This is a genomic window from Nocardiopsis halotolerans DSM 44410 (genome assembly GCF_000341065.1).
Classification (GTDB): Bacteria; Actinomycetota; Actinomycetes; order Streptosporangiales; family Streptosporangiaceae; genus Nocardiopsis; species Nocardiopsis halotolerans.
In genome coordinates, this window is sequence record NZ_ANAX01000056.1 from 1 (window position 1) to 3,393 (window position 3,393).

The following is a 3,393-nucleotide window of genomic DNA, read 5'->3' on the forward strand; positions in this document are numbered from 1 at the left end:
CTGCTCACACATCGGACTCACTCATCTAGGCAGGTCGGAACCCACGCGCCGCACCGGAAACGTGTCCGGTCGGCCCGCCGGCTCCTCTCCACGGCTGGGGTTCCGGTGCCGGTGGGGGTGGGGTGGTCCGGGTTCCGTGGGGGCTCACCGCCCCGGGGCGCCCATGCGGGGGAAGCACCGCGTGGACGCCTGTCGGTGGCGGGGCGGGGGCACCGCGTGGCGAACCCGCCGGACGGGGTGGGGCCGTGCGCGAGGAAGCCGGTGCCGGACCCCGCGTCGCGCGCGGCGGGGTCCGGCGGGGGTTTCAGGCCTTGCGGGCGACCCCGCAGTACTGGTCGGCCTCCACGATGGTGCCCACCTCGGTCTCGGTGGGCCGCCAGAACGGCGCCGAGACGACACCGGGCTCCAGCAGTTCCAGTCCGTCGAAGAAGCCCGCGATCTCCTCGGGTGTGCGCAGGTGGTACGGCAGGGGCGCGGTCTCGTTCCAGCGCCGGGAGGCCTCGACCATCGGCTCGCTGGTGTTGGTCCCGTCGCACATGGCCAGGAAGCTGCCCGGGGGCAGCGCGTCCACGTAGGCGCGCACGGTCGCGTAGGCCTGGTCGTTGTCGGGGGTGTGGCCCATCGTGCCCAGGATGGTGAGACCGATGGGCTTGTCGAAGTCCAGGTGGGGGGCCGCGTCGGCCAGGACCTTCTCCGGCTCGTGCAGGTTCGCGTCGATGTAGCGGACGTCGCCCGCCTTCTCGCCGACGAGCAGCGCGCGGGCGTGGGCGAGCACCAGGGGGTCGTTGTCCACGTAGACCACCCTGGCGTCGGGGGCGACCGCCTGCGCGACCTCGTGGGTGTTGTTGTGCGTGGGCAGTCCGGTGCCCACGTCCAGGAACTGGCGGATGCCCTCCTCGCGGGCCAGGTGGGTGACCGCGCGGATGAGGAAGTCCCGGTCCGCGCGGGCCGCGGTGACCATCTCGGGGTAGGCCTGGAGCACGTAGTCGCCCACCTCCCGGTCCGCCGGGTAGTTGTCCTTGCCTCCCAGCCAGTAGTTCCACACCCGTGCGGAATGCGCCACAGTGGTGTCGATAGGGGGTGTGTCCGTCATCTGGGCCCTCTCAGCGGGAAGCGTCGTTCGCACCCGTATTGTGCTGCCCCCGAAAACCGATGCGCAAGCTGAAACGCCTTGTCTGTGGGCATTTCAGGAGAAAACACCTCTTTTCCGAAGTCGCCGCTCGGACGGGTCTCCCCGCCCCCGCCGCCCGGGTGCCCTCGGGCCCACTCGTACTCTGGTGCGATGCCAGCGATCTACCTCATCCGCCACGGGAAGGCCTCACCGGAGGCGGAGGACTACGACGAGTTGAGCCCGACCGGCTACGAGCAGGCCCGACTGCTGGGCGCCGAGATCGGGCGGCGCGGCCCGAAGGTCGGCCGTGTGGTGACGGGCGCGCTGCGCCGCCAGCGGCAGACGGCGTCCGCGGTCCTGGCCGCGGCGGGCCTGGACCTGGAACCGGACGGCGACCAACGGTGGAACGAGTACGACCACCTCGCCCTGCTGGGCGCGCACCCGGTGCGGGAGGGCTCACTCCAGGAGCGGCTCGACGCCTCCCTGACCTCCTGGATCGAGGCCGGGGGCAGCGGTCCGGGCACCTGGGAGGGTTTCCGGACCGGGGTGCGCGCGGCCCTGGACGACCTGGTCGCAGGGCTCGGCCGGGGCGAGACGGCGCTGGTCTTCACCTCCGCCGGGGTGATCGCGACGGTCTGCTCGACCCTCCTGGGCACCGGCTCCGCCGGGTTCCTGGCCATGAACCGGGTGGTGGTCAACGGTTCGGTGAGCAAGCTGCTGCACGGCCGCGGCGGCACGCAACTGCTGTCCTTCAACGACCACGCCCACCTGGAGCAGGGCGGACCCGCCCTGATGACCTACCGCTAAACACGCGCGCCGACGTGTGCACTATGCAAACCGACTGGTCGGTACTTCCTCGCGGGGTACCGACCAGCCACCGGCGGGGCCCTCCCTCAGAAGCGGCTCACGTGTCCACCGCCCCCGACCGCTGCCGTGCGAGCGCCCGGCCGATGACGCGAGCGCCCTCGGGGAAGGCCCCGGGGTTGGACCCCGAGTAGTTGAGGCGGAGGTAGGCGCCGGCGGGCTCGGCGGGGAACCACTCGTCCCCCGGGGCGACCACGACCCCGGCGGCCTCGCACTCCCCGACGAGCCGGTCCAGGTCGGTGGTGTCCGGCAGCCGCACCCACAGGTTCAGCCCTCCCCTCGGCGGGACCCCGGAGTCGACGGTGGGGGCGTGGTCCCGCAGCGCGTCGAGGAGGAGGTCGCGGCGGGCGGCGAGTTGGTGGCGCAGCCCCCGCAGGTGCGTGCGCCAGGCGGGTTGGGTGACGACGTCGAGCGCGGCGGACTGCAACACGCCGCTGACGTACATGGACTCGGCCTGGGTGTCGGCGAGGACGCGCTGACGTGCGGGGCCCCGGGCGACGATCCCGGCGATGCGCACGGCGGGTGACACGCTCTTGGTCAGTGAGCGCAGGTAGACGACGTGCCCGCCGTCGTCCCGGGCCGCGGCCGGAACCGGGTCCGCGGTGATGCCGAAGTCGTGCGCCCAGTCGTCCTCGACCAGGAACGCCCCGTGCCGACGGACGGTGTCGAGCACCCGGTCGACCAGGTCCGGGGACCACTGCGCACCGGTCGGGTTGGCGAAGTTGGGCTGGGCGTAGAACGCCCGCGCTCCGGTGGACTCGAACGCCCGTGCCAGCTCCTCCGGGTCGGGCCCGTGGACGCCGCTGGGGACGGGCACCACCCGTACACCCACCTGCGTCGCGGCGAGGATCGCTCCCCAGTAGGTGGGCGACTCCATCAACAGGGGCCGGTCCGCGCCGACGAGCGCGCGGAAGACGGTACTGAGCCCGCTCTGGCTGCCGGGCACGATGACGGCGTCGCTCGGCGCGGGAGGCGCGACTCCGGCCGGGGCCGCCGCGCCCAGTTCGGTGGCGAACCACGCCTGCAACTCCGGCAGCCCCGCGGCCGAGGACCTGCTGACGGCCGTGTCGCCGCGGGCCGCACGGGTGAGGGCCGCACGAACCAGGCGCTCGGGCAGCAACTCCCGGTCCGGATAGCCCGAGTGCAGCGCGATCGCGTCGTTGGGGGCGGTCCGCAGGGCCGTGGACAGGCCGGGGAGGCGGCGCCGCGGCGACCCGAGCGCGGCGGTCTGCCACGCGTAGTCGTTCGGGCGGACCGCACGGACGGTGCGGACGAAGGTTCCCACACCGGGGCGGCTCTCCACCATTCCCTGTGCGGCCAGGGTCCGCAGTGCCTTCTGCACGGTGACCGGACTCGCCCCGTACCGCGTGACCAGCGCCCGTGTCGACGGCAGCCGCGCACCCGGCGGGGCCGACGCG

3 protein-coding genes are annotated in these 3,393 nt (G+C 73.3%); 1 reads left to right on the forward strand and 2 read right to left on the reverse strand.

Translation table 11 applies throughout. The annotated features are described in order from the left end of the window. Positions 1–304: 304 nt before the first annotated feature. Positions 305–1,093, reverse strand: a complete 789-nt coding sequence (locus D455_RS0104540; RefSeq protein ID WP_026122313.1) for an SAM-dependent methyltransferase — start codon at positions 1,091–1,093, stop codon at positions 305–307. Positions 1,094–1,282: 189 nt separating this feature from the next. On the opposite strand from D455_RS0104540, the gene D455_RS0104545 reads away from it, so the two are divergent. Beyond that, complete coding sequence (locus D455_RS0104545) at positions 1,283–1,918, forward strand: histidine phosphatase family protein (protein WP_017569579.1); 636 nt, start codon at positions 1,283–1,285, stop codon at positions 1,916–1,918. Between the two features lie 97 nt (positions 1,919–2,015). Here the strand turns inward: D455_RS0104545 and D455_RS0104550 are convergent. Continuing rightward, a partial coding sequence (locus D455_RS0104550; protein WP_017569580.1) for an aminotransferase-like domain-containing protein occupies positions 2,016–3,393 on the reverse strand: 1,378 nt, incomplete at its 5' end.

Bases quoted from the DNA above. Each gene is read 5' to 3' on its own strand.
- D455_RS0104540 (WP_026122313.1), bottom strand. From the start codon at position 1,093: ATGACGGACACACCCCCTATCGACACCACTGTGGCGCATTCCGCACGG.
- D455_RS0104545 (WP_017569579.1), top strand. From the start codon at position 1,283: ATGCCAGCGATCTACCTCATCCGCCACGGGAAGGCCTCACCGGAGGCG.